General features: G+C 65.6%; 18 protein-coding genes and 1 tRNA gene. 11 read left to right on the top strand and 8 right to left on the bottom strand.

The genetic code is table 11. The features are described from left to right. The first annotated feature begins 10 nt into the window (after positions 1-10). The 5 genes from DIE15_RS10455 to dmpG are packed head-to-tail and all read left to right on the top strand — an operon-like array spanning position 11 to position 4995. Positions 11-1879 carry a TRAP transporter large permease subunit gene (locus DIE15_RS10455; protein ID WP_409364296.1) on the top strand — a complete coding sequence of 623 codons (1869 nt, stop codon included), beginning with the start codon at positions 11-13 and terminating at the stop codon, positions 1877-1879. Positions 1880-1886: 7 nt separating this feature from the next. After that, entirely contained in the window at positions 1887-2180 is a 294-nt protein-coding gene (locus DIE15_RS10450; protein WP_124833151.1) for a YciI family protein, read from the top strand. Between the two features lie 7 nt (positions 2181-2187). Next, positions 2188-2982, top strand: a complete 795-nt coding sequence (locus DIE15_RS10445) for a fumarylacetoacetate hydrolase family protein (protein ID WP_124833150.1) — start codon at positions 2188-2190, stop codon at positions 2980-2982. Positions 2983-2995: 13 nt separating this feature from the next. Further along, the gene (locus DIE15_RS10440) at positions 2996-3943 is read left to right on the top strand and encodes an acetaldehyde dehydrogenase (acetylating) (protein ID WP_057925358.1); all 948 of its coding nucleotides are present in this window, start codon (positions 2996-2998) and stop codon (positions 3941-3943) included. Positions 3944-3954: 11 nt separating this feature from the next. Then, positions 3955-4995 carry a 4-hydroxy-2-oxovalerate aldolase gene (dmpG, locus tag DIE15_RS10435; RefSeq protein WP_124833149.1) on the top strand — a complete coding sequence of 347 codons (1041 nt, stop codon included), beginning with the start codon at positions 3955-3957 and terminating at the stop codon, positions 4993-4995. Between the two features lie 63 nt (positions 4996-5058). On the opposite strand, the gene DIE15_RS10430 is transcribed toward dmpG, so the two are convergent. From DIE15_RS10430 to DIE15_RS10420, 3 genes are all read right to left on the bottom strand, one after another. Continuing rightward, positions 5059-5952 carry a LysR family transcriptional regulator gene (locus DIE15_RS10430; protein ID WP_124833148.1) on the bottom strand — a complete coding sequence of 298 codons (894 nt, stop codon included), beginning with the start codon at positions 5950-5952 and terminating at the stop codon, positions 5059-5061. Positions 5953-6414: 462 nt separating this feature from the next. Continuing rightward, a complete protein-coding gene (locus DIE15_RS10425) occupies positions 6415-7617 on the bottom strand; it encodes an integrase arm-type DNA-binding domain-containing protein (protein ID WP_124833147.1) in 1203 nt (400 codons plus the stop codon). A 173-nt stretch (positions 7618-7790) separates the two neighbouring features. Next, positions 7791-7877, bottom strand: a tRNA-Leu gene (locus DIE15_RS10420). A gap of 246 nt (positions 7878-8123) precedes the next feature. On the opposite strand from DIE15_RS10420, the gene hpnD reads away from it, so the two are divergent. Then, positions 8124-8957: a presqualene diphosphate synthase HpnD gene (gene hpnD / locus DIE15_RS10415; RefSeq protein ID WP_057925361.1), complete on the top strand. Its 834-nt coding sequence runs from the start codon at positions 8124-8126 to the stop codon at positions 8955-8957. Between the two features lie 25 nt (positions 8958-8982). On the opposite strand, the gene DIE15_RS10410 is transcribed toward hpnD, so the two are convergent. The 3 genes from DIE15_RS10410 to DIE15_RS10400 form a co-directional block, all read right to left on the bottom strand. After that, positions 8983-10203, bottom strand: coding sequence for a DUF1501 domain-containing protein (locus DIE15_RS10410; RefSeq protein WP_057925362.1), 1221 nt, complete (start codon positions 10201-10203; stop codon positions 8983-8985). A 67-nt stretch (positions 10204-10270) separates the two neighbouring features. Beyond that, positions 10271-11671 (bottom strand): DUF1800 family protein, encoded by a 1401-nt coding sequence (locus tag DIE15_RS10405; protein WP_124833145.1) that lies wholly within the window; start codon positions 11669-11671, stop codon positions 10271-10273. Between the two features lie 120 nt (positions 11672-11791). Next, positions 11792-12070 (bottom strand): hypothetical protein, encoded by a 279-nt coding sequence (locus DIE15_RS10400; RefSeq protein ID WP_057925364.1) that lies wholly within the window; start codon positions 12068-12070, stop codon positions 11792-11794. 258 nt (positions 12071-12328) lie between these two features. Between DIE15_RS10400 and ompR the strand changes: the two genes are divergently transcribed. The 4 genes from ompR (at position 12329) to DIE15_RS10375 (ending at position 15807) form a co-directional block, all read left to right on the top strand. Continuing rightward, positions 12329-13063 carry a two-component system response regulator OmpR gene (gene ompR / locus DIE15_RS10390; RefSeq protein ID WP_004192636.1) on the top strand — a complete coding sequence of 245 codons (735 nt, stop codon included), beginning with the start codon at positions 12329-12331 and terminating at the stop codon, positions 13061-13063. A 40-nt stretch (positions 13064-13103) separates the two neighbouring features. Next, on the top strand, positions 13104-14465 hold the full coding sequence (locus DIE15_RS10385) for an ATP-binding protein (protein ID WP_057925365.1): 1362 nt from the start codon (positions 13104-13106) through the stop codon (positions 14463-14465). 189 nt (positions 14466-14654) lie between these two features. Next, positions 14655-15203 carry a peroxiredoxin gene (locus DIE15_RS10380; RefSeq protein WP_031399305.1) on the top strand — a complete coding sequence of 183 codons (549 nt, stop codon included), beginning with the start codon at positions 14655-14657 and terminating at the stop codon, positions 15201-15203. A gap of 76 nt (positions 15204-15279) precedes the next feature. Further along, the gene (locus tag DIE15_RS10375; protein ID WP_057925366.1) at positions 15280-15807 is read left to right on the top strand and encodes a carboxymuconolactone decarboxylase family protein; all 528 of its coding nucleotides are present in this window, start codon (positions 15280-15282) and stop codon (positions 15805-15807) included. A 215-nt stretch (positions 15808-16022) separates the two neighbouring features. Here DIE15_RS10375 and ispF read toward each other — a convergent pair whose 3' ends face one another. Both ispF and ispD read right to left on the bottom strand, forming a co-directional pair. Continuing rightward, positions 16023-16508 (bottom strand): 2-C-methyl-D-erythritol 2,4-cyclodiphosphate synthase, encoded by a 486-nt coding sequence (ispF, locus tag DIE15_RS10370; RefSeq protein ID WP_057925367.1) that lies wholly within the window; start codon positions 16506-16508, stop codon positions 16023-16025. A 30-nt stretch (positions 16509-16538) separates the two neighbouring features. Then, positions 16539-17249 carry a 2-C-methyl-D-erythritol 4-phosphate cytidylyltransferase gene (gene ispD, locus DIE15_RS10365; RefSeq protein ID WP_057925368.1) on the bottom strand — a complete coding sequence of 237 codons (711 nt, stop codon included), beginning with the start codon at positions 17247-17249 and terminating at the stop codon, positions 16539-16541. A 108-nt stretch (positions 17250-17357) separates the two neighbouring features. Between ispD and mfd the strand changes: the two genes are divergently transcribed. Beyond that, complete coding sequence (gene mfd / locus DIE15_RS10360) at positions 17358-20831, top strand: transcription-repair coupling factor (RefSeq protein ID WP_124833144.1); 3474 nt, start codon at positions 17358-17360, stop codon at positions 20829-20831. The last annotated feature ends 99 nt before the right edge of the window (positions 20832-20930 follow it).

Raw genomic sequence — 20930 nt, 5'->3', positions numbered from 1 at the left:
CTCGCAGGCCATGGATCGCCCTGCTGGCACCCCTGAACCGGGAACGCTCGCTCGCGTGCTGTATCTGACAGACAAGGTGTTGGGCGCGGCAACCGCGATCCCGGCCGCGCTGCTGGTGGTGGCGGAAATCGGTGTGCTGTTCAGCGGAGTCTTGAGCCGCTATGCCCTGCACACTCCGTTGATCTGGGTGGACGAGCTCGCCTCACTGCTTTTCATCTGGCTCATCATGCTGGGCTCCGCGGTCGCCTTCCGGCGCGGCGGCCACATGCGTATGACGGCGCTGGTCGATCGCGCCGCGCCCCACTGGCGCGGCGTGTTCGAGCTGGTCGCCACGGTGGCCGCCTTGACGTGGTTAGCGTTGGTCGCCCACCCGGCATACGAATTCGCCAGCGAAGAGGCGCTGGTCACCTTGCCCGCGCTGGATATCTCCAACGCCTGGCGCGCAGCCGCGCTACCCGTCGGCATCGGGATCATCCTGCTGATGAGCGTGGTACGCGTACTGATGACGTCGAGTCTGCGCACGGCACTGGTGGCGATGGTTGCGTGCGTTTGCGTCGTGGGAGCCCTGGTTGCACTGCAACCGCTGCTGCAAGCGCTCGGCAACGCCAACCTGCTGGTATTCTTCGTCGCCATCGTCGGGCTGCTGGTTTTCGCTGGCGTGCCGATCGCCTTCGCGTTCGGACTAGCGACATTCGGCTATCTGTCTCTCACCACCTCGACACCCACTACGGTGATCGTCGGGCGGATGGACGAAGGGATGTCGCACCTGATCCTGCTGGCGGTGCCCCTGTTCGTCTTTCTGGGGGTGCTGATCGAGATGACGTCGATGGCCAAGGCGATGGTGCAGTTCCTGGCCAATCTGCTCGGTCACGTGCGCGGCGGCCTGTCATACGTGCTCATCGGCTCGATGTACCTGGTGTCGGGCATCTCGGGCTCGAAGGCGGCGGATATGGCAGCAATCGCACCGGCCCTGTTCCCGGAAATGAAGAAACGTGGCGCCGAGGACGGCAACATGGTCGCACTACTCGCCGCCACCGGCGCGCAGACCGAAACGGTTCCGCCCAGCCTGGTGCTCATCACCATCGGATCCGTCACCGGTATCTCGATCTCCGATCTCTTCACGGGTGGCCTGTTGCCCGGCATCGTGCTGGCCGCGATGCTCGGCGCAGCGGTGTGGTGGCGCTCGCGCAAATCGAATTGCGCGACCACGGCCAAGGCAAGTTGGACTGCGGTGGGCAAAAGCTTCGTCGTCGCCCTCCCCGCGCTCGCGCTGCCGTTCGTCATTCGCGCTGCCGTCGTGGAAGGCGTCGCCACCGCCACCGAGGTGTCCACCATCGGCATCGTCTACGCGATCGTGGTGGGGCTACTGGTGTACCGCAAGCTCGACGTCCGGAAACTGTGGCCTGCACTCGTGGACACGGCCGCGCTGTCCGGCGCGATCCTGCTCATCATCGGCACTGCAACCGGCATGGCATGGTCGCTCACGCAATCCGGATTCTCCGGCGATCTGGCGGATGCCATGGCGAGGCTGCCGGGCGGCGCTGCCGCGTTCCTCGCAGTCTCCATCATCGCCTTCATGCTGCTCGGCAGCGTGCTGGAAGGGATTCCCGCCATCGTGCTGTTCGGCCCCCTGCTGTTTCCGATCGCCCGCCAGCTCGGCATTCACGACGTGCACTACTCGATGGTGGTCGTACTGGCCATGGGCATCGGCCTCTTCGCGCCTCCGTTCGGCGTCGGCTACTACGCGGCCTGTGCGATCAGTCGCACCCAACCGAGCGAGGGCGTACGCCACATCTGGCGCTACATGATCTCGCTCTTCATCGGCACCGCCCTCGTGGCAGCCGTGCCCTGGATCTCCATCGGCTTTCTCAACCATTGATCTCATCATGAAATTCGCAGCCATCGTCGAGTACGCCAACGAGCCCGAACGTATTGCACAGCTTCGGCCCGCCCATCGCGCCTATCTGCAGGACCTGTTGCAACAGGGGCGGCTGGTGGTCGCCGGCCCCTTTGCAGACGGCAGCGGTGCCCTGTTCGTCTATGAAGTCCCCAATGAGCATGACGCCTCGGAACTCGCCGCCAACGATCCGTTTGCCAAGGCGTCGCTGTTCAAGAGCGTCGTCATGAAGCCCTGGAAACTCGTCTTTTCGTGCCCTGACAACCTGAATCCCTCACTCTAAGGCGCCTATGAACATGGACACCGTAGTACTTGAAAGGCTGGCCACGTCCCTTCGCGAGGCGGCACGGGAGGGTCTTCCCATTCCTCCTGTGCGAGACGAACTGGCCGCGCTCGGCGTGGCCGGCGCCTATGCGGTACAGGAAATCAACACGCGCCACGGCCTCGAAATCGGGCGGCGTCTGACGGGCCGCAAGATCGGCCTCACGTCGCAATCCGTTCAGCAACAGCTGGGCGTGGATTCGCCGGATTTCGGCATGCTGTTCGCCGACATGGAGCTCGCGCCGGATGAGGTGGTCGCCTTGGGGCGCGTGCTCCAGCCGAAGGTGGAAGCGGAAGTGGCCGTGGTACTCGAGCGAGATCTTTGCCAGGAGCATGTGACGCTGTCCGAGTTGATGTCCGCCATTGCGTACGTCGTCCCGGCGGTCGAAATTGTCGGCAGCCGCATCAAGCACTGGGACATCAAGCTCCTGGACACCGTTGCGGACAACGCCTCATCCGGCCTGTACGCGTTGGGAACGCGGCCCAGGAAGCTGTCGGAAGTCGATCTGCGCACGTGCGGAATGCTCATGGAGCGCAAGGGGCAGGTCGTGTCCCTCGGCGTGGGTGCGGCATGCCTTGGACATCCATTAAATGCCGCGCTGTGGCTCGCTCGCAAGATGATCGAAGTGGCGCGTCCCCTCGTCGCGGGCGACGTCATCATGACCGGCGCACTCGGGCCCATGGTCACTATCTCGCCGGGCGACATCATCGAAACCACCATCGCCGGTCTGGGCGTCGTCACAACGGCGTTTGCGGCGACTTGAACGGGAGCACGTCATGTCAAGCAACAAGATCAAGGCCGCCATCATTGGCAGCGGCAATATCGGCACCGACCTCATGATCAAGATCATGCGGCATGCGAAACATGTGGAACTCGCCGCCATGGTCGGCATCGACCCGTGCTCGGAAGGATTGGCGCGTGCTGCACGCCTCGGCATAGCGGTCACGCATGAGGGCGTCGAAGGGCTGACACGCCTGCCTGCCTTCGAAGCCGTCGATCTCGTGTTCGACGCCACCAGCGCCGCCGCCCACATCGTCAATGATCGCTTCCTGCGCGAGCGAAAGCCGACCATACGCATGGTGGACCTGACCCCGGCGGCCATCGGCCCCTATTGCGTGCCGGTAGTCAACGGCGAGTACTGCCTGGACGCGCCCAACGTCAATATGGTCACGTGCGGTGGTCAGGCGACCATTCCCATCGTCGCGGCCGTGTCGCGCGTGGCCAAGGTGCGCTATGCGGAGATCGTGGCGAGTATCGCCAGCCGATCTGCCGGCCCCGGCACTCGCGCCAACATTGACGAATTTACCGAGACCACCACCAGAGCCATCCAGACCGTAGGCGGCGCCGAGCGCGGCAAAGCCATCATCGTGCTCAACCCCGCCGAACCGCCGCTGATGATGCGCGATACCGTCTACACCCTGAGCGAGCAGGTCGACGAGGCACGCGTTGCCCAGTCCGTGCAAGACATGGTGACCGCTGTGCAACGCTACGTCCCTGGGTATCGGCTCAAGCAGGACGTGCAGTTCGACCACGTGCACGATCTGAATGTCCCGGGCCTGGGGCGCATTAGCGGCTTGAAGACCACCGTGCTGCTGGAAGTCGAGGGCGCAGCCCACTATCTGCCGGCCTACGCCGGCAATCTGGACATCATGACTAGCGCCGCCCTGTCGACCGCCGAACGCATTGCCCAGCGCATGGTCGACAGCGACGTCGCCGCTATTTGAAGGAGTTGAACGTGAGCAAGAAAATCTACGTTTCCGACGTCACATTGCGCGACGGCAGCCATGCGATTCGTCACCAATATAGTATCGAGCAGGTCAAGGCGATTGCCGAGGCGCTCGATGCCGCCGGCGTCGATTCGATCGAGGTCGCCCACGGGGATGGGCTCCAGGGGTCGAGCTTCAACTACGGTTTCGGTGCGCACACCGATCTGGAATGGATTGAGGCCGTGGCCGATGTCGTGCGGCAAGCCAAGATCACGACCCTGCTGCTGCCGGGCATCGGCACCGTGCATGATCTCAAAGCCGCATATCGCGCAGGTGCCAGAATCGTGCGAATCGCTACGCACTGCACCGAGGCCGATGTCGCCAAGCAGCACATCGAGACGGCACGCGCGCTGGGCATGGAGGCGATCGGCTTCCTGATGATGAGCCATATGACGACCCCGGCCAAGCTGGCCGCCCAGGCCAAGCTCATGGAGAGCTATGGAGCGACCTGCTGCTACGTGGTCGACTCCGGTGGCGCGCTCGGCATGGAAGATGTCCGACATCGCATACGCGCGTTCAAGGACACACTCAACACTGAAACGCAGGTGGGCATCCACGCGCACCACAATCTGTCGCTGGGCGTGGCGAACTCCATCGTGGCCGTCGAAGAAGGTTGCGACCGTGTCGACGCCAGCCTGGCCGGCATGGGTGCCGGTGCGGGCAACGCGCCGCTCGAAGTGTTCATCGCCGCCGCCGACCGGCTCGGCTGGAACCATGGCTGCGACCTGTTCCGTCTGATGGACGCGGCGGAAGACCTGGTGCGACCGCTGCAGGATCGGCCCGTGCGCGTGGATCGCGAAACGCTCGCGCTAGGCTACGCCGGCGTTTACTCCAGTTTTCTCCGGCATTCCGAAGCAGCGGCCGCCAAGTACGGCATCAAGGCAGTAGACATCTTGGTCGAACTTGGCAAGCGACGCATGGTGGGCGGCCAGGAAGACATGATCGTCGACGTGGCGCTCGATCTGTTGCAGAAGCGAAAGACCGCCGAACCCTCAGTCGCTGTCCCTTGACTCATGGGTTGCGACGGCGGCCACTCCCGAAGGGCCGGCCGCCATCACGCTCGCTGGCGCGGCTCAGGTCTCGCGCTGCGTCAGCTTCCGGATAAGGCCTATGACGGTTCGACTGGCGTGCGTCAGCGGGCGCTGCGTGCTGACCGCAAGCACCAGCGTGCGCGTTAAAACCGGATCGGTGATGCGGCTGACTTGAATCCTCCCCAACTGCATCTCGACGCTCACTGCCTGACGGGTGAGGATAGTGTAGGCGGCACCGTTCGCCACGATCTCGCGCATGGCCGTGAGCGAATCGACTTCTATCTGGGTATTCAGATGCACGCCGGCTTTCTTCGCCTCGTCCAGCAGCATCATGTGAAATCCGTCCGGCGCGCCCGGCAGCACTAGCGGCAAACCGGCCACGTCGGCGAACCTGCAGTTGGGCTTACCCACAACGGGATCCCCGGCGCGGGCAATCAAATAGAGTTCATCCGTCACGAGCGCTTCATCGATCTTGTGGATGCGATCTCCGTATCGAGAAAAGACACCGACGTCTGCGCGCCCGTTGGCCAGCGCCTCTTCAATGTTGCCTGCGAACCCTTCCATCAAGCGCAGGTCGATCTTCGGAAAGTCTGCGCGCACGTGTTGGAATAGCGGACCAACGATCTGCTGGGTGATGGATGACTGCAGCGCGAGCCGCACCGGACCGCTCGGCACGTTCGATTGGTCCCTCACCTCGCTTGCCAGCAGTTCGAACTCACCTAGCAGCGACCTCACACGCGGCATCATGGACTGCCCGAACTCGGTCAAAACGACGCCTCGACCGGTGCGATAGAACAGCTTCGCCCCAATCTCGTTTTCCAAGGCGGCAATGTGCTTGCTGAGTGCAGACTGGGCGATCCCCCGCGATGCACAAACCTTGCTGAGACTACCCGTCTCGACAATGTCGAAAAACAATTGTAGGTGCTTGATGTCCATCCCGAGTCCACAGCCAGAAGATGGCCGGCTCTAGTGAGGAGGCCATGCGCATCTTCCACCACGGAAACCCTACCGGCAATGCGTAGTCAACCTACCCTTCGCCAGACCGCTCATCACGATGAACACGTCCCACAGCAGCCCATCTCCGGGGTCTTCTTTCCGAGCCGTTTCAGCCCTTGATTTCCTTGATGACTGCCGCCAGCTCCGATACCGGCACGACCGTCTCGCCCGTGTCAAAACGAACACCGAACGCTGCGCTCGAAAAACTTGACGCATCAGATCGCCCTGTATTGGCTTGGCGGCAGCTTGGGAAGGGTGAAGCGAGGCCGGACAAACGAGCAGTTTCGCGTTTTCACACAGCCTCGGTCGACAATGGAAGTTGGTCCCTGGACGCCAACGTCAACATTCGGCGCCACGGCTATCGGCTATCGAGGCAGCCGCGAATTGGGCGAGTGCGCATCCCTAAGAAACGGCGGCCACCGGGCCTTGCTTGAGCCGGTCGAGGTAGTCGGCCCACTTCTGCATCATCGCCCGGCGTTCTTTGATGAACCGGGTCCGGTTATATGCGCCGCCGAGCACATCAGGAACCGCGTGCGCGAGTTGATGCTCGATTACTTCCGGCTTCTGCTCAAGTTCCTCATGGAGGATCGTTCTGGCCATCGCGCGAAATCCGTGTCCCGTTATTTCTGTACGTGTGTCGTAGCCGAGTCGACGCAGCGCGGCATTGATAGCGGCATCGCTCATCGGGCGATTCCGATCGCGCGCGCCAGGAAACAAGTAGCGACCGCCTCCGGTCAGCGAGTGCAACTCGCGGAGAATCGCGACCGCCTGAGTCGCAAGCGGTACGAGATGATCGGTCTTCGTCTTCGTGACGCGATAACGCCACTCGGCCTTGTCAAGATCGAGTTGCGACCATTCAGCCTTCCGCAGCTCACCGGGGCGTACGAACAGCAGAGAGGCCAGTTTGAGCGCGCAGAGAACGGGAAAAGTACCGGTGAAGCCGTCAAACGCGCGTAGCATTTCACCCACCTTGATCGGCTCGGTGATAGAGGCGAAGTGAATCGTGCGTGTCGATGGAATTGCTCCGAGCAGGTCACGTGCCGGATCGGCCTTACAGTAACCTTCCTTGATGCCATATCGGAACGCCTGACTGAGTTCCGCACGTACTCGATGAGCCGTATAGCGCGCGCCTCGCGAATCAATACGCTTGAGCAGCGTAAGCACCTCCGGCGCATCGATCTCGGCGATTGGCCGCTTGCCGATCCACGGGAACACGTCATTCCTGAACCGCGCCAGCGTCTTTTCGTACTGCGCGAGTTCGACCGAAACGCGGCGCTCCTCCATCCAAGCGAGCGCGACAGCCTCGAATGAATTCGACGCTGCCAGCTTGGCGGCGCGCTTGTCCGCCTTCTTCACCTCTCCCGGATCAGTCCCTGCCGCGAGACGCTCGCGGGCCTCGGCGCGTCGCTTGCGCGCCGTTTGTAGCGAGACATCGGGATAGACCCCAAGAGAAATCCGCTTTTCCTTGCCGCCGAAGCGGTACTTCAATCGCCACCACTTCCCGCCAGCAGGAGAAATTTCCAGGTACAAGCCGCCACCGTCGAACAAGCGCGTAGGCTTCGCGGCAGGCTTGGCATTCTTGATAGCGGTATCGGTCAGCGGCATGGGGGCAACTCCATGACTGGGACGGGACGCACTTCTATGTTATCCCCAATGTTGCCCCAACTTGCCCCCAGCTTCAACCGGTAATGACCGGAACATCGCCGAATGAAAAAACCCGCGAAGCCTTTAGCTATCGCGGGTTTCAAGAGTTCTCGGGAACAAACCGGAACTTGAGTTGGTGCGTGAGGCCGGACTCGAACCGGCACACCCTTGCGGGCGTCAGGACCTAAACCTGGTGCGTCTACCAATTTCGCCACTCACGCGCATTTCCGTCGCCTGACCGCGCGGCACGCAAGATGCGTTCTCCACGCGCCCGGGACTTCCCGGGACTTCATGCCGACCCGAAAACCGGCACGCCCGATCAGGCGAGCGCGAGATTCTACCTGATCTGTACAACATTGTCTCGCCCCGCCCGGCACCTGCCGGACAGCGGTGCTAGAATGCCGCGCTCGACGTGCCGGCCACGCGCCGGCGCGCGCCCCGAACCCGCCTCCGCCACGATCCCACCCGTGAACTTCGACGACTACTGTCAGCAAAAGGCCGCCCCCGCGGGCTCCAGCGTCTACTACGCGCTGCGCCAGGCGCCGCTCGCCGCCGAACCGCGCCTGACCGCCCTGTTCGCGCTGCGCCGTGAACTCGAGGAAACCGTCAAGGAAACCAGCGACCCGACCGTCGGACACACGAAGCTCGCGTGGTGGCACAAGGAACTCGCGGCGCTCGCTGCCGGCGAACCGTCGCACCCGGTCACGAAGGCGCTCGCGCAGCACCACCCGGCGATCGCCGCCGAAGCCGACGCGCTGCGCACGCTCGTCAATGGTTACGGGATGGATCTCGAACAGGCGCGCTACCTGGATTTCGCGAACCTGCAGCGCTACATCGCACAGGTCGGCGGCACCTTCGCGTCGCTGGTCGCACGCGCGAGCGCCACCAACCCGACCGATCCGCAGCCGTGGGCGGCGGATGCCGGCCACGCGCTGATGCTCGCGCAATTCGTGCAGGAACTCGGCAACGATGCGCGCCATGGCCGCATCTATCTGCCGATCGACGAACTGCAACGCTACAACGTGACCGCGGCCGATCTGCTGAACCGCCGCTACAGCCCGGCCTTCACGGAGCTGTTGCAGTTTCAGACGGCCCGCGCGCGCGAAGCGCTCGCCGCCGCCGAAGCAGCGATCCCCGCTTCCGAACGCCGCGCGCAACGCACGCTGCGCGCGCAGATCGCACTGGCCGGCGCGCTGCTCGACGAAATCGAGCGCGACGGCTACCAGGTGCTGCACCAGCGCATCGCGCTGACGCCGATCCGCAAGCTGTGGATCGCGTGGCGCGCCGCTCGCCGCCACTGACCCGCACCGTACCGCGCGTACGACATCACGCCTTCAGCAGCGGCAGCGTGTCGAAGCGCTGCTGCAGCACGCGCGTCGCATCGAGCCCCCACCATGGCCCGAGCACGGTCGCATAAAGCTGGCGAAAATCGACCGCGACCGGGAGGTTGCCGTTGCCGTCGAGCCGCCCGAGCGCGGGCACCGCACCGTACAGCCCGCCAGCCACGCGGCCGCCCATCACGAAGTGCGGCGCGGCGGTCCCGTGATCGGTGCCGTTGCTCTGGTTTTCGCGCACGCGCCGCCCGAATTCCGCATACGTCATCACGAGCGTCTGGTTCCAGCGCCCGAGTTCGATCAGCGCGCCGCGCATCGCGCTCATCCCTTCCGCGAACTGCTTGAGCAGCGCAGCCTGCTGTCCCGGCTGGTTCTGGTGCGTGTCGAATCCGTTGAGCGTGAGCCGCAGCACCGCGACGCCGTCCTGCGCGCCGGGCCCCGACGCTTCGCATGCCGCGAGCACCTGCATCGCGGTCTTCACCGACGTCCCGAACGTACCGGCCGGAAAGGCCGTCCGGAACTCGCGCATCCCGCCACGGGGGCGCAGCCGGTCTGCCGCCTTCACGATGTCGTTCTCGACGTCGATGATGTGCGCGAGCGCAGGGTTCCGCTCGCGCAGCGACGACGGCTCGGCCAGCCGCGCCGCGCGGATGAACTGTGCGGGATTGACAAGCGCAATCGCGCGCGCGCCGTTCGCGAGGGGCCCCATCTCGGCGCTGCCGAGCACGACGCCGTCCGCCGCAAAGCCCGGCGGCACCGGCGCCTGCACGAACGTGCGCGTGAGCCAGCCTTCGTGCAGGTACTGATCCGAGCGCGACGCGGTATCCCAGATCTCGATCGAACGGAAATGCGACAGATTCGGCTGCGGATAGCCGACACCCTGCACGATCGCGACCTGCCCGTCGCGCCACAGCGGCATCAGCGGCGCGAGCGACGGATGCAGCCCCGCATGCGCGTCGAGCTGCAGCACCTGGTCGCGCTTGATGCCGATGCTGCGGCGGAACTGGTAGTAGAGCGGATCCGCATACGGCACCACCGTGTTGAGGCCGTCGTTACCGCCCTTCAGTTCGACGAGGATCAGCACGTTCGCATAGCCAGCCGCGGGCTGCCGCCCCGCCGCGGCCGTCGATGCGGCCCGCGCGGGCGGCTGCCACAACGACACGCCCGCCGCGGCCGCGGCGCCCGTCAGCGTCAGAAAATCACGTCGGTTCATCGCGCATCCTTCGGTTCGCCGTGCGGTATGGCCACCGCTGCAGCGTGCCTGCTCGTCGTCGTTTCAGTCATTTCAGTTGATAGGCCGGATCCATCAGCAACGCCTCGAGATACGCGCTGCCGGTCGAGTCCGTATCGATCGCCGCGACCGGCGACACCGGCAGCACCGCGTGCTGCAGTTGAAGCTCGGTGGACAATCCGGCAATCGCCTGCGGGCGCGCATGATACTGCGCGAGCCAGCGTTCGAGGTCGAATCGCAGGCCGCCGCGCGCGGGTGCCCGCATGCCGGCCGTCTCGGTCGCGCGGAACACCTGCTCGACGAACTGCTTGCGCGCGAGCAGCGTCGTGCTGTTGATCCACATCGCGCCTCCCGGCCAGCCCTTCACGTTCGGCGGATAGAACAGGTTCTGCCCGAGCGTGCGCACGGTGTTCGCGAGCATCTGCGGATCACCGTAAGCGATGTCGAACAGCCGCACCGACCCGACGACGAACTCGGCTGGCGACTTGACGAGCACGCCGCGATTGCGCGGATCCCAGAATTCGTCGGTCGACCATAGCGCGGCAAGCGCCGCGCGTATGTCGTAACCGCTCGCGCGAAACCGTTCGGCCACGACATCGAGCGCCCCGGTGTCGGGCGTATCGGACACGAACTCGCGCCACAGCTTGCCCGCGATGAAGCGCGCGGTGTCGGGCCGCTTCAGCAGGATGTCGAGAAACCCGTCGCCGTCGAACGTGCCGGTCTCGCCGAGAATCGTCTTGTCGCCCGCGTCGTGCCATTCGGGCCGCACCACGAAGCGCAGCGTATCGGGATCGACGCTCCAGCCGGTCATCGCGCGCGCGGCTTCCGTCACGTCGTGCTGGGTGTATTGCCCTTCGCCGAGCGTGAACAGCTCCATCACCTCGCGAGCGAAATTCTCGTTCGGGCGTCCCTTGCGGTTGCTCGCGCCGTCGAGATACTGAAGCATCGCCGGATCCTTCGCGACCGCATGCAGCAGCGTGCCGAAGTTGCCGAGCGCCTCGCGGCGAAACAGCGCGTTCTGCACGGCCATCGTCTGCGGGTACGGAACCTTGTCCTGCCCGGACGTGAAGTGCCCGTGCCAGAACAGCGTCATGCGCTCGGTGAGCGGCGACGACGTCGCGACCATCTCGTTGATCCATGCCGCGCGCAACGCGTCGTAGCGGCGATTGCGCTCGCGCTGCTCGTCGCGCCGCATGTCGGGTGTAAGCGCCTGACGCTGCGCGCGGGTCGGCGGCAGCTCGGCGAGCCAGTCGGGCCAGGTCGTCACGGGGTTGCGGCGCACGTTGCCGAGCGCATCGGCCACGGCTTGCGCACGTGTCATGCCGACGATGCGGACGACCTCGGCCGGAGCGGGAGAAAAGCCGGTACGGCTCAGGAAGAACAGCGCATCGTCGGCGTCGAGCGGCGCCTGCATCGCGGGCGGTGCCGGGGCGGCAGCGTTCGCTTTCATCGTCGTGGACTCCCGGAACGCACCGGCGGTGCGGATGCCGGTTCAACGGCAGCACGCATGCGAAAGTTGACGGAAAAATTGCTACGGAATCTTCCCGCGCCGTGCGAAGGCGCGTGCGTGTCAGCGCTTGTACAGCTCGCGGACGGCGTCCTCGATGTGCTGGCGCAGCAGGTGGCGCTCCTCGGGCGTCATGTGCCCGTCGCGGCGGTGCTGTTCGAGATCGGGAGGCACGGCGGAACGGACCGCCATGTCGGCGGCGCGGTCGGACTGCGGCACTTTGCCGCGCAGCAGCTTGCGCGACGATGCGCCCTGCTCGGGGCGCTGCGCATACGCGAAGTTCGACGCATATGGACCGGCAAGTGCGATCGTCAGCATCAGTGCAATCCGGGCAGATCGCATGACCGTCCTCGCTTCTTTGGTCGATTTGTTCCCTTCGTCACGCGGCAACCGGTTACCTCTGGTACTTGAAAAACCCTGCGGAATTCGGGTGTACAAAGATGAAAGATGGAGTGCAGGGGAGTATCTACCGAATTTCGGCTTCGAGTAAAGGAATCTCTATAGCCTGCCTTTACTCCGCACGGCACTACGGGTAAATTTTGTAACGGACTGTTACGCACGAAAATACGCAACCGTGCGTGATTTCCCATTCGCGATAAGATGCCGCTCATGGAAACGAAAAACCCCTCCAAGATTCTCGTCGTTGACGACGACCCGCGCCTGCGCGATCTGCTGCGCCGCTATCTCGGCGAGCAGGGTTTCAACGTATACGTCGCGGAGAACGCGACCGCGATGAACAAGCTCTGGGTGCGCGAGCGTTTCGACCTGCTCGTGCTCGACCTGATGCTGCCGGGCGAAGACGGCCTGTCGATCTGCCGCCGCCTGCGCGGCAGCAACGACCGCACGCCGATCATCATGCTCACCGCGAAGGGCGAGGATGTCGATCGCATCGTCGGCCTCGAGATGGGCGCCGACGACTACCTGCCGAAGCCGTTCAACCCGCGCGAACTCGTCGCGCGGATTCACGCGGTGCTGCGCCGCCAGGCGCCGGCCGAACTGCCGGGCGCGCCGTCGGAAACGACCGAGGTGTTCGAGTTCGGCGAGTTCTCGCTGAACCTCGCCACGCGCACGCTGACGAAGTCGGGCCAGGAAATTCCTCTGACGACCGGCGAATTCTCGGTGCTGAAGGTGTTCGCGCGCCATCCGCGCCAGCCGCTGTCGCGCGAGAAGCTGATGGAACTCGCGCGCGGCCGTGAATACGAAGTGTTCGACCGCAGCCTCGACGTGCAAATCTCGCGCCTGCGCAAGCTGATCGAACCGGATCCGGGCAGCCCGCGCTTCATCCAGACCGTCTGGGGCCTCGGTTACGTGTTCATCCCGGACGGCGCCGCCTGATCTTTTTCCTTTCCGGTTTCGCCCGTCCACGGCCCGTCCCATGCGTATCGACCGGCGCCTCCTGCAGCTCGCGTTCGGCGGGCTGTTCTGGCGCACCTTCCTGCTGATCGCGCTGCTGATCTCGGTCAGTCTCGCCGCGTGGTTCCAGAGCTTTCGCGTGATCGAGCGCGAGCCGCGCGCGCAACGCGTCGCGCTGCAGCTCGTCGCGATCGTGAAGCTCACGCGCACCGCCCTGCTCTATTCCGATCCCGATTTGCGGCGCGCGCTGCTGCAGGATCTCGAGAGCAACGAGGGCGTGCGCGTTTACCCGCGCGAGAAAACCGACAAGTTCAAGCTGCAGCCCGACGAATCGCTGAACCGCCTGATCGAACACGACATCCGCAGCCGCCTCGGCGACGATACCGTGATCGCGCAGTCGGTCAACGACATCCCGGGCGTGTGGATCAGCTTCAAGATCGACGACGACGATTACTGGGTCGCGCTCGATCGCGACCAGCTCGACAACGTCACGGGCCTGCAGTGGGCCGGCTGGGGCCTGTTCGCGCTCGCACTGTCGCTGTTCGGCTCCGCGTTCATCACGAGCCTCGTGAACCGGCCGTTCTCGCGGCTCGCGCTCGCCGCCCGCCAGGTCGGTTCCGGCCAGGCGCCGGAGCCGCTGCCCGAGCGCGGGATGGGCGTCGCGGCCGACACCAACCGCAGCTTCAACCAGATGGTGCGCGACCTCGAACAGCTCGAGGCCGATCGCGCGCTGATGCTCGCGGGCATCTCGCACGACCTGCGCACGCCGCTCGCGCGGCTGCGGCTCGAGACCGAGATGAGTCCATCCGACCAGGCGACCAAGGACGCGATGGTCGACGACATCGAACAGATGGACCGCATCATCGCGGCCTTCATCGATTACGCGCGGCCGACCCAGCGCAAGCCGGAGCCGGTCGACCTGTCGTCGATCGCGCAGGAAGTCGCCGCGCGCGTATCGGGCGAGGACGGCGTCGAGATCCGCACGCGGCTCGCGCCGAGCGCGGTGATCGAAGCCGACGAAACCGACATGCGCCGCGTGATCGGCAACCTCGTCGAGAACGCGCGCAAATACGGCCAGAGCCGGCAGGACGGCGTGTCGCGCATCACGCTCGAGACGCGCGTGACGCACGCGCGCGTCGAGCTGTCGGTGAGCGACGAAGGTCCCGGCATTCCCGAGGATCAGTTGCCGCTCGTGATGCGGCCGTTCTACCGCGTCGACACGGCGCGCACCAAGGCGGACGGCACGGGGCTCGGCATGGCGATCGTGCTGCGCCTCGTCGGCCGCTATCGCGGCGCGCTGCGCCTGCGCAACCGCAACCCCGAAGCGGGCCTCGAAGTCACCCTCGAATTCCCCGGCGCCGGCAAGGCGCGTGCGACGGCGTGACGCGTTCGCGCACGCTTCTTGCGGGTCACACTATCGCCGCGGTTGAAAAAAACTATGAGGCTTGTTAGCCAAAATCTATTGAAGCGTCTTGCTAATAGTGTTAAAGTCTACCCCATGCTGTCACATCAACGTTGCAGCACCGAGGTAGCTTGACTCAGTCTTCTTCCCAACTCATACAGGAGTATCCGCATGAAAACCGTGGGCGATAAACTCGAAGCATTCACCGTCGTAGCCGCGAAGCCGGGCTTCAACAACCACGAGGAAAACGGCCAGTCGGCGTTCGAGACCGTCACCGAAGCGTCGTTCCCGGGCAAGTGGAAGATCATCTACTTCTATCCGAAGGATTTCACGTTCGTGTGCCCGACGGAAATCGTCGAGTTCGCGAAGCTCACGAAGCAGTTCGAAGAGCGCGACGCCGTCCTGCTCGGCGGCAGCTCGGACAACGAATTCGTCAAGCTCGCATGGCGCCGTGAGCACAAGGACCTGAACAAGCTGAACCACTACTCGTTCGGCGACGTCAAGGGCGAGCTGATCGACCAGCTCGGCGTGCGCGACAAGGAAGCCGGCGTGGCCCTGCGCGCGACGTTCATCGTCGACCCGGACAACACGATCCAGCACGTTTCGGTGAACAACCTGAACGTCGGCCGTAGCCCGGAAGAAGTCCTGCGCATTCTGGACGGCCTGCAAACGGACGAACTGTGCCCGTGCAACCGCGCAGTCGGCGGCGCAACGCTGTAAGCGCATCGATGCACGAAGCCCGCGGCGCACGTCCTGCCTGCGGGCTTTTTTAACGGCCAACCCATAGGAGATATCAATGGAATTCATCGACTCGATTAAGGCACGCATCCCCGACTACGCGAAGGATATTCGCCTGAACCTCGACGGCACGATCTCGCGCTCGTCGCTCGAAGGCAACGATGCGGTCGGCGTCGCGCTGGCGGCGGCTGTTGCGGCGAAGAGCACGATCCTCGTGAAGACGATCCGCGAAGCCGGCGTGCTGTCGCCCGAAGAGACGAACGCCGTGCTGACGGCGGCCGCGCTGATGGGGATGAACAACACCTGGTATCCGTATGTCGAGATGGCCGACGACGCCGACCTGAAGACGCAGCGTGCCGAGCTGCGGATGGGCGCGTATGCGTCGCACGGCGGCGTCGACAAGCGCCGGTTCGAGATGTACGCGCTCGCCGCGTCGATCGTCGGCAAGTGCCACTTCTGTGTGAAGTCGCACTACGCGCTGCTGAAGAACGAGCAAGGGATGACAACGACGCAACTGCGCGACGTCGGCCGCATCGCGTCGGTGATCAACGCCGCCGCGCAGGTCATCGCCGCCGAAGGCGAGTAAGCGGCCGCGCGGTGCGGCGGCGTTCGACGCCGCACCGGCAGGCACCACGCCGCGGCCGGGCCGCCCCCGGGCCGCCAAACAAAAATGCCACGCAAACGCGTGGCATTTTTTTCATTCCGGCGGCACGACCTGCGCACCGCGTCCGACACCGGCGTCAAACCGGCGTCAAACCGGCGTCAAACCGGTGTCAAACCGGCATCGGCGGCATCAGGCGCTCACGCGCCCTGCTTCACCAGCAGCGCGGCAGCCTGCGCCTCGATGCCCTCGCCGCGGCCGAGGTAGCCGAGCTTCTCGTTGGTCTTCGCCTTCACGTTCACGCGCTCGAGCGGCAGCCCGAGATCGGCCGCGATGTTCGCGCGCATCCCGTCGATATGCGGCGCGAGCTTCGGCGCCTGCGCGATCACGGTGCTGTCGACGTTCTGGATCGTGAAGCCGGCCGCCTTCACGCGAGCGACGCACTCGCGCAGCAGCACGCGGCTGTCCGCGCCCTTGAACGCCGCGTCGGTGTCGGAGAAATGGCGGCCGATGTCGCCGAGCGCCGCCGCGCCGAACAGCGCGTCGGTGATCGCGTGCAGCAGCACGTCCGCGTCCGAATGGCCGAGCAGGCCGCGCTCGTATGGAATCGTCACGCCGCCGATGATGAGGGGGCGCCCCGGGACGAGCTGGTGCACGTCGTAGCCTTGTCCGATTCTGAAATCCATGCGTATTCCGGTTGAGATGTGAGGTGAAAGTCAGGAAGCGTTCGCGGGGCGCGCGAGGATCGCTTCCGCGAGCGCGAAATCTTCCGGGTATGTGACCTTGAAGTTGCGCAGGCTGCCCTGCACGACGCGTGGCGTATGGCCGGCCCATTCGATCGCGCTGGCCTCGTCGGTCAGGTCGTGCCCTTCGCGCTGCGCGCGCAGGATCGCGTCGCGCAGCATGCCGATGCGGAACATCTGCGGCGTCTGCGCCTGCCACAGCGCGTCGCGCGACTCGGTGCGCGCGATCGCGTCGCCGCCGGCCGGCACGCGCTTGAGCGTATCGGCCACCGGCAGCGCGACGATGCCGCCGACCGGATCGTCCTTCAGCGTCGCGACCAGCGTGCGGATCAGCGCCGGCGTGATGCCGGGGCGTGCGGCGTCGTGCACGAGCACCCAGTCCTGGTCGGTCGCGCCGAATTCGGCCAGCTCCAGCAGCCCGTTCAGCACTGAAGCCTGCCGCGAGCCGCCGCCGCAGCGGCGCACCGCGAAGCGCAGGCCCGCGAAGCGGCGCGCGTCGAAGTGCGTGTCGTCGGGTGCGAGGACGACGAGCGTCTGCGCGAATTCGCTGCACGCATCGAACGCGGCGAGCGTGTAATGCAGGAGCGCGCGGCCGGCCAGCGTGCGGTATTGCTTCGGCACGGCCGAACCGGAGCGGCTGCCCGTGCCGGCGCAAGGAATCAGGGCGAAAAGTCGGGGAGTCACGAAAGGGAAACGCCGGAAAGATGAAATCGAGAAGCGGATTTTATAATAGGTCTTTCGTCTCGACCGGCGCACCGCGCCGCGCCCGTGCCCGCCACCCCTGCCGTCCCTATGCCAGACAACGCTTCCACCCCGTTCGCCTCGCCCGTCGCCCGCGTCAAACCGGGCCAGCGGTTCGCCTTCGACGGCGCGCACGGCTCCGCCGACGCACTCGCCATCGCCCGCTATCTCGCCGACAACCGCGACGCGGTCCCGCTCCTTGCGGTGATCTGCGCGAACGCGGTCGACGCGCAGCGGCTGTCGCAGGAACTCCGCTACTTCTCGCCCGATGCACGCGTGCGCCTGCTGCCGGACTGGGAAACGCTGCCGTACGACACGTTCTCGCCGCACCAGGATCTGGTATCCGAGCGCCTCGCGACGCTGCACGACCTCGGCGAGGGCCGCTGCGACATCCTGCTGGTGCCCGCGACCACCGCGCTGTATCGAATGCCGCCCGCGTCGTTCATGGCCGCGTACACCTTCGCGTTCGCGCAAGGCGAGCGGCTCGACGAGGCGAAGCTGAAGGCACAGCTCACGCTGGCCGGCTACGAGCACGTGAGCCAGGTCGTGCGGCCCGGCGAATACTGCGTGCGCGGCTCGCTGATCGACCTGTACCCGATGGGCTCGCCGCTGCCGTACCGAATCGACCTGTTCGACGACCAGGTCGACTCGATCCGCGCGTTCGATCCCGATACGCAGCGCAGCCTCTACCCGGTGCGCGACGTGCGCCTCCTGCCCGGCCGCGAGTTTCCGTTCGACGAAGCCGCGCGCACGGCGTTCCGCAGCCGCTGGCGCGAGACCTTCGAAGGCGACCCGAGCCGCGCGCCGATCTACAAGGACATCGGCAACGGCGTGCCGTCGGCCGGCATCGAGTATTACCTGCCGCTGTTCTTCGACGAGACGGCCACGCTGTTCCACTACCTGCCGCAGGACGCGCATCTCGTGTTCGCCGGCGATCTGGAGGCGTCGATCCGCCGCTTCACGGCCGATACGAAGCAGCGCCACGCGTTCCTCGCGCACGACCGCGAGCGGCCGATCCTCGAGCCGCAGCGGCTATTCCTCTCCGACGAGGATTTCTTCGCGTTCGCGAAGCCGTTCGCGCGCGTCGTGCTGCCGGCGCAGCCGGCCGGCGGCTGGGCGACGGGCCTGCCCGAACTCACGGTCGATCGCCATGCGGACGATCCGCTCGCCGCGCTGCGCACGTTCGTCGAATCGTCGGGCAAGCGCGTGCTGCTGACGGTCGAATCGGCCGGCCGCCGCGAAACGATCCTGCAACTGCTCGCGGAGCATCACCTGCGCCCCGCGTCGAACGACCACTTCGCGGGCTGGCTCGAAAGCGATGCACCGTTCGCGCTCGGCGTCGCACCGCTCGCGAGCGGCTTCGCGGTGCCGGGCGAAGGCTACGCGATCGTCACCGAAACCGAGCTGTACGGCGCGCTCGGCCGGCGCGCGGGGCGCCGCCGGCAGGAACAGGCGAGCAACGTCGACGCGATGGTGCGCGACCTGTCGGAGCTGAAGGTCGGCGACCCAGTCGTCCATGCGCAGCACGGCATCGGCCGCTACATGGGTCTCGTGTCGATGGATCTCGGCGAAGGCGAGACCGAATTCCTGCACCTCGAATACGCGGGCGACAGCAAGCTCTACGTGCCGGTCGCGCAGTTGCACGTGATCTCGCGCTACAGCGGCGCCGATCCGGACAGCGCGCCGCTGCACGCGCTCGGCTCGGGCCAGTGGGAGCGCGCGAAGCGCAAGGCCGCGCAGCAGATCCGCGACACGGCCGCCGAGCTGCTGAACCTGTACGCGCGCCGCGCGGCCCGCGAAGGCCACGCGTTCTCGCTCGATCCGCGCGACTACGTGAAGTTCGCCGAAAGCTTCGGCTTCGAGGAAACGCCCGACCAGGCGGCCGCCATCGCGGCCGTGATCGGCGACATGACGAGCGGCAAGCCGATGGACCGCCTCGTGTGCGGCGACGTCGGCTTCGGCAAGACCGAGGTCGCGCTGCGCGCCGCGTTCATCGCGGTGCTGGGCGGCAAGCAGGTCGCGCTGCTGTCGCCGACCACGCTGCTCGCCGAGCAGCACACGCAGACCTTCGCCGACCGCTTCGCCGATTGGCCGGTGCGGATCGTCGAGCTGTCGCGCTTCAAGACCGCGAAGGAAGTCAACGCGGCGATCGCGCAGATCAACGAAGGCAGCGTCGACATCGTGATCGGCACGCACAAGCTGCTGTCGTCGGACGTGCAGTTCAAACGCCTCGGCCTCGTGATCATCGACGAGGAACACCGCTTCGGCGTGCGGCAGAAGGAAGCGCTGAAGGCGCTGCGCGCGGAAGTCGACGTGCTGACGCTGACCGCGACGCCGATCCCGCGTACGCTCGGGATGGCGCTCGAGGGGCTGCGCGACTTCTCGGTGATCGCGACCGCGCCGCAGAAACGGCTCGCGATCAAGACCTTCGTGCGCCGCGAGGAAGAAAGCGTGATCCGCGAGGCGATGCTGCGCGAGCTGAAGCGCGGCGGCCAGGTGTACTTCCTGCACAACGAGGTCGAGACGATCGAGAACCGCAAGGCGATGCTCGAGACGCTCGTGCCCGAAGCGCGCATCGTGATCGCGCACGGCCAGATGCACGAGCGCGAGCTCGAACGCGTGATGCGCGATTTCGTCGCGCAGCGCGCGAACGTGCTGCTGTGCACGACCATCATCGAGACCGGCATCGACGTGCCGAGCGCGAACACGATCATCATGCACCGCGCGGACAAGTTCGGCCTCGCGCAGCTTCACCAGTTGCGCGGCCGCGTCGGCCGTTCGCACCACCAGGCGTATGCGTACCTGCTGGTCCACGATCCGCAGTCGCTGACCAAGCAGGCGCAGCGCCGGCTCGAGGCGATCCAGCAGATGGAGGAACTCGGTTCGGGCTTCTATCTCGCGATGCACGACCTCGAGATCCGCGGCACCGGCGAGGTGCTCGGCGACAAGCAGTCGGGCGAGATCCACGAGATCGGCTTCCAGCTGTACACCGACATGCTGAACGACGCGGTGAAGGCGCTGAAGAACGGCAAGGAGCCCGACCTCACCGCCCCGCTCGCCGCGACGACGGAAATCAACCTGCATGCGCCCGCGATCCTGCCGGCCGACTACTGCGTGGACGTGCAGGAGCGGCTGTCGCTGTACAAGCGTCTCGCGAACTGCGAGCACGGCGACGCGATCGACGGCATCCAGGAAGAGCTGATCGACCGCTTCGGCAAGCTGCCGCCGCAGGCGCACGCGCTCGTCGAGACGCACCGGCTGCGGCTGGCCGCGAAGCCGCTCGGCATCGTCAAGATCGATGCGAGCGAGGCCGCGATCGGGCTGCAGTTCGAGCCGAATCCGCCGATCGATCCGATGCGCATCATCGAGATGGTGCAGAAGCATCGGCACATCAAGCTCGCGGGCCAGGACAAGCTGCGCATCGAGACGCGCTCGCCCGATCTCGCGATCCGCGTGTCGACGATCAAGGAAACGCTGCGCGCGCTCGCGCCGCGCGCCGACGCGGCGGCGAGCGCGGCACGCTGACGGCACGCTTACGGCACGCTTACGGCACGGCCGCGATGCTGCACCGCATCGCGGCCGGCGAAGGCGGGCGGACGCGTTTTTGAGTATGATTTTCCCATT

Origin of the sequence: Burkholderia sp. Bp9031, assembly GCF_003857965.1 — a bacterium.
In the GTDB taxonomy this organism is placed as follows: Bacteria; Pseudomonadota; Gammaproteobacteria; order Burkholderiales; family Burkholderiaceae; genus Burkholderia; species Burkholderia ambifaria_A.
Note: the sequence above shows the minus strand (reverse complement) of the source record. Positions and strands in the feature narration are given on the sequence as shown.